Annotated in this window: 3 protein-coding genes; 1 reads left to right on the top strand and 2 read right to left on the bottom strand. The window is 35.5% G+C overall.

Annotated features, from left to right (window positions below; translation table 11 throughout):
- Positions 1 to 972 precede the first annotated feature (972 nt).
- Both F6K13_RS16985 and F6K13_RS16980 read right to left on the bottom strand, forming a co-directional pair.
- Positions 973 to 1,140, bottom strand: coding sequence for a hypothetical protein (locus F6K13_RS16985; RefSeq protein ID WP_161564755.1), 168 nt, complete (start codon positions 1,138 to 1,140; stop codon positions 973 to 975).
- A 155-nt stretch (positions 1,141 to 1,295) separates the two neighbouring features.
- On the bottom strand, positions 1,296 to 3,116 hold the full coding sequence (locus F6K13_RS16980) for an ATP-binding protein (protein ID WP_124147730.1): 1,821 nt from the start codon (positions 3,114 to 3,116) through the stop codon (positions 1,296 to 1,298).
- 945 nt (positions 3,117 to 4,061) lie between these two features.
- Between F6K13_RS16980 and F6K13_RS16975 the strand changes: the two genes are divergently transcribed.
- Positions 4,062 to 4,586, top strand: coding sequence for a phycobiliprotein lyase (locus tag F6K13_RS16975; RefSeq protein ID WP_124147731.1), 525 nt, complete (start codon positions 4,062 to 4,064; stop codon positions 4,584 to 4,586).
- Positions 4,587 to 5,255: the final 669 nt, after the last annotated feature.

The raw sequence follows: 5,255 nt of genomic DNA, 5'->3' as shown, positions 1-5,255 counted from the left end.
GGAAAAAAATATACTTGTATGCTTGAGCAGTAGATATAAAAATAATTTTGCCCACCTATTTAATATGACCATCAAATATACAATTAATTTAGCTTTAGTACTTATACATTTTATACATTTATAATATGGGGAATGAAGATTAAGGTAGAAGAGCAGTGCTTAGAGTAACGTACAGGAGTCAGGAAGGAAGAGAAGAAAAAGTCAAGATAATTTCAGTATTTCTTCGGTACTATAACGTATCTTCCTCATTGCGACCGATAGGGTTTGCGGAGTATTCCGGAACGGAAAGCAATCTCAAGTCCTAGTTTTTCGTACCTCATGGGTAATATCATGTCCGCTGGGGCGCGTTTGTGTAAAACCAAGGGTGAATATCTACAGGAAATTTACGTTTTTTTCAAGCTTTTAAGCCTTCTTCCGTCTTCCTTCTTCCTTCTTTTTTACCTTCAAGCTTACAATACCGATACTACCGGACATGATATAATATCAAATCCGTTTTATTGAATATAAAAAAAATCTTCAATCGTCATAACTACGCTCATCTTTGTAATTCTCTCTCCTCCTGACTCCTAACTCCTAACTTCCCCTCCCCTCCTGGGAGGGGCGAGGGGTGGGTTGACTCCTCCTGACTTAACTATTCTATAACTGTTTAACCGGATTTGATATAATTCCTGATTTACAGCGCTTTTGCTGATTTATAAACCACATCGTCACAATCAAAACCTTGTAGGGACGTTGCATGGAACATCCCTACAGTGGTCTACCCAAATGAAAACTGCTGTAATTACCATTATTTAGGCACTTCCTCTGCTTGAGTTATATCATGTCCGGATAAGAGTATGATAAAAAAAATTTCTCTTTCTTCTTCTTTATTCCCTCCTGACTCCTGACTTATTACTCCTGACTCCTGACTCCTGACTCCTTAGTCGTTTATTTATAACTGTTCAACCGGACATGATATTGACGTTCCAACTTCTACTTCAGTATCTTCGCCACAAAAGGTGGAGGATGACGGTCAAATTCAGCTTGAGCTTTATTCGTATAGTCCAAGGAATTTTCTAAATATTGTCCTACCGCTTCGCGATCGCGCAAATAATACAAAATTGTTGGATAAACTTGCTCCAAACTAATATCAAGTTGCACTGATTAACCACAATATAAAAAGATGAAAAAGATAGCATACTCCTCAAGAGTCATCTTATAGATGACTTAAGCTATTAGCCAATGATTTCAATCCTTGGCGAGCCATTTCATCCGCTTTTTGTGTATCCTAACTTCCAGTTCCAAATCATAATTTGTTAGGCATTTTTGTAAACCATTCCTAACAAATTATTTTTGATTTGTTTTTCCATACTTTCGATTTCAATTAATGATTCTACTTCTTGGACGATATCTTTTCGGTAAAGAAAGTCTTGAAATGCAGCATGATATATGCTATAAACTGGTTTTCCTTCTGTTTGATAAATTCGCAGAAATTGTGCCCACTCATCCAGAATTTCTTGAACTATTAAGGAAATTTCTCCACTAAATTTTGCTAACATTCTGCAGGATACTGGTTTACGAGTTTTTGTTAAGAAATATATGACTTTTAATTTAGTTACAGGCAATGGTTTGACATTCATTTTCATTCGATGCCAGTGTTGATCGTAATATTTCTCTAAACCTTGAGGTAAACTTTCTAAGTTAATATCTCTATAGTTACCTTGCTCAATATCATCAAGTACATATTTTAAGTACATGAAATTATTTTCACTATTGCTGGCTATAGATTCGACAAATTCTTCTAATGTTAAGCCTCTTTGTTCGATCCATTCTTTTACTGCTGGTCGTTTTGTGCGCAGACGAATAAATAGTTTGACATCTTCTAGACTTTCATTAGGATAAATCATTAAGTCAAAAATCTTCTGCGGTGCCGAAATGACTAACGGTAGTGGGTCAGACCTCTTAGTAAGCAGAAAATAAACTTTATTGGGTAAGTTTGCTGGTAAGTAAAGCACATTAGCCGCTCCACTTTGACTACTTAAATCGACTTCATCTAAAGCATCAACTGCAATTATGAGTTTTTCTCCTGGTGTTAGTTGGGCACTAATTTCGTTTAGTAGTTTTGATAGAAAGTTGCCATTGCTAGTGTTATCCGGATGTAATGGTAGTTCATAAGGCAAATTATAGCCTTCAATTAGCTGGGTACAGATACTCTTAAGAAAATCTTCAGCTCTAGTTCTACCTTCTGATAATAAATTGAAATAGGCAAGACAACTTGTGCGACGTACATATTCGGCTATGATTGTACTTTTGCCTACTCCTGGGTCTGCTTCGATGATAAAATATCCTTTAGATTGGTTATGGATGAAATCTTCAATGGCATCAAAAACAAAACCCCGTCCCAAAAATCCTTCAGTTTTATCTGCTATTAATGCAGCAAAGTCAGCAGGTATTACCTGACATTGTTGCATCTGTTTACGCAGCAGTAATATTAACTGTTCTAAGTGAGTATTAGCTCCACCAATACCTGCAATTATTCTGTCTATATCTTGACGGTAGTCGCCAACAAATTGATCGACTCTTCTCTCTATTTTGTTGGTCACATCAACAAGACAACTGATATCTTCACCTGCTGTTGCTAGCATATCGTGTACTAAGGCTTGAAATACTGTACTTTCTGTTCTCAGCTCGTGGCGAAATTGATGGACTGTAATTGACACTAATTTAGTTTCCACTAGCACAGATAATTCTTTTGGAGCGTGTTTGAGCCACTTATCTTTGCTTTGCAGTCTAGACATCACGACTTTCACTATTGCTTCTTCTTCTCTACCTTGAGGTAGATGAGTTATTCTTTGCTTGTGTGTTTGCACTAAATCTAGTATCATTAGTGCATCTTTCTCCATTTCTGTTAGTCTGCCTTCAATTTCAGCTTTATCTTGCCTCCACTGGGATAGTTGTTGAGATTCTTTACGAATTACCTGTAAAGCCTTACAATATGAAGTTACTAACGCTGTCTGTATTACCTGATTCTTTTCATCAGCTTTCTTTGCTGCCCACTTACTTACCCAATGCCATGTGACACTGGTTGCTTGTTCAAGTCCTGCACCCGCAAAAAGGGTTAATATCTCTATGAGCATAGTTTAGTACCCTTGACTTATACCATATTTAGTGATATATAATAATTTTAATAGCATAGCTTAAACTTAATATTTACCACAATTTGATGTTTTTGGAAAGAGTTATCGTCACAATTATGGTTTTTTAGTCCAATTGAATTCTCTTTTTTGATTTATCTACTGTTGCTGGGATCAAGCTATAGTTTGATTTTTGATTTTTTTACCTCCTAAGAAAATCAAATATATTTGGGATAATAAAAAATTCTTTGCTTGCTTATTACAGTTTTTGTTGATTAGACATCTTCAGCCAATCAATTAATTAGTTATCAGCATTTCAGCATTTCCGTACCGGAATGCTCCGCAAACAGTTTTCAGAGTGCTAAAAGCTTGGGTTTAAATCCCCTATTCTAGCTTGTCTTTTTTATCCCTATGTCTATTGTGGCTAACTTAGCTAGGAAATAATTATTTTTTACAGTTGTTTTGAAGATATGCGATCGCTATTATTTTAGTTTATGAAAATCAACCTTTAGATGAAAATTAGTAACATCAAAAAAAATACAGATTGACAATATTATACATAATTATTTAATGTTATGAGTGTTAAAATATTCAAGTTAATAATTAAGACATTACTTTCTAACTCTAATAGCCTAATACCTCATGTATTATAAATCATTCAATAGAGAAAAGCTACTAGAGGCTAAAATATATAATGTTTTTATTTTAGTAATAATAAAATTTAGCAGTTAGTAGCTCTAGATATAATAGTAACATTCGCTGCAATTCCAAAATTTGAAGCTGTTTGAGAAGCGTGCCAATTACCTATTACCCATTGACCTTCACAGATATTATTGGTATTCAATCGTTAGCGCAGCTCCCCTAGAAGGGGGCACATGATATAAGTGCCATATATGCCAATCAGTGCAACAATAGTATTGATTCAGAATTAATACTATTAGCAGGTTAATGGACATTATCGAATTTTTGCAGTTGAGTGCAGGTCAATGGTTTTCCCAACGCACGATTCACAATTTAGTTTCCGGGGAGTTGCAAGCAGGCAAATCAGAAGTAAATGTTGAAATATTAGAAAAAACAAATCCCACAGTAATCAGGTTGTGCGAACAACATCAAACTGATCCAAGTGTAGCTCAATTAGTAGGGTTGCAGATTAACTGGAATGGTACTATCAACCGAGAGCAAGTGAAAGATATAGGTGCAACAATGTTGATAGTTATTCCTAATTCTGACGACCCCCACCAAGGTAGATTATTGCAGGATAAAGGGGATGGTAAGAGTACAAATATCAGTGGTCGATATATTATGGGGAGTGATGATGTTTTAACATTTATTACTGAGTCGGAAGATTTATACGCGGAGGAACGTTTCTGGTATTTGATGCCTAATTTACGGTTACGCACCAGTGTAGTTAAAAGACCATTAGGTTTTACTCTAGCTTCTTTTTGCTCAGAAATTCGCCGAGTGAAAAATTAAACTGGATCATGTTGGTTGCTTGATCGTCAGAAAACATCTCCAAAGAAGAATCTGTAGGGGTGAGTTATTTGTATCTTACTTGATAAACTCACCCTAATATGTTATATAATGTCCGTTTAATTAGTTATATGAAATACAAAAAAATTGTGCAAATATACCAATCTCCCCATCTCCCCATCTCCCCATCTTCTCATCTTCTCATCAATCATCTGTAGCAAGAATTAACCTATTTGATTGCTCTTGTGTACTTTCTATTTTCTGCGATGCTTCTGTCTATTTAACTCGATCGGGTTTGCTCTGATTCGATCGCGATGCTTGACTTTTTTTTACAAATGCTTTTAGTTTAGTATAAAAATCAGTGTGTTTGATCTTAGACTGATTTGTTTTTACTGGAATATGCTCTACCAGGTCTTGAGCTGTATTTTTTGAGCTTGCCTTGAAGGGGTTTGAGGATGGATCGACTGATGTAGATGTAGAATACTCAGGAGGTTTGGATTCAGATAAACTAGGTAGTGTCTCTGGTTGTAAAGACTGAGTATCTATCTGAGATGTTAAATTTGTGAGAATATTTTTAGTAATAATATTTTGAAATTCAGAGTTGAAATGATAGACAGGTTGACCACGACGTTACAAAGCTGTCTGTGTTGAGCAAATCTTGACATTATGGGA

The organism is Okeania sp. SIO2B9 (assembly GCF_010672505.1).
GTDB classification, from domain to species: Bacteria; Cyanobacteriota; Cyanobacteriia; order Cyanobacteriales; family Microcoleaceae; genus Okeania; species Okeania hirsuta.
This window is presented reverse-complemented; position numbering and strand designations above follow the sequence as displayed.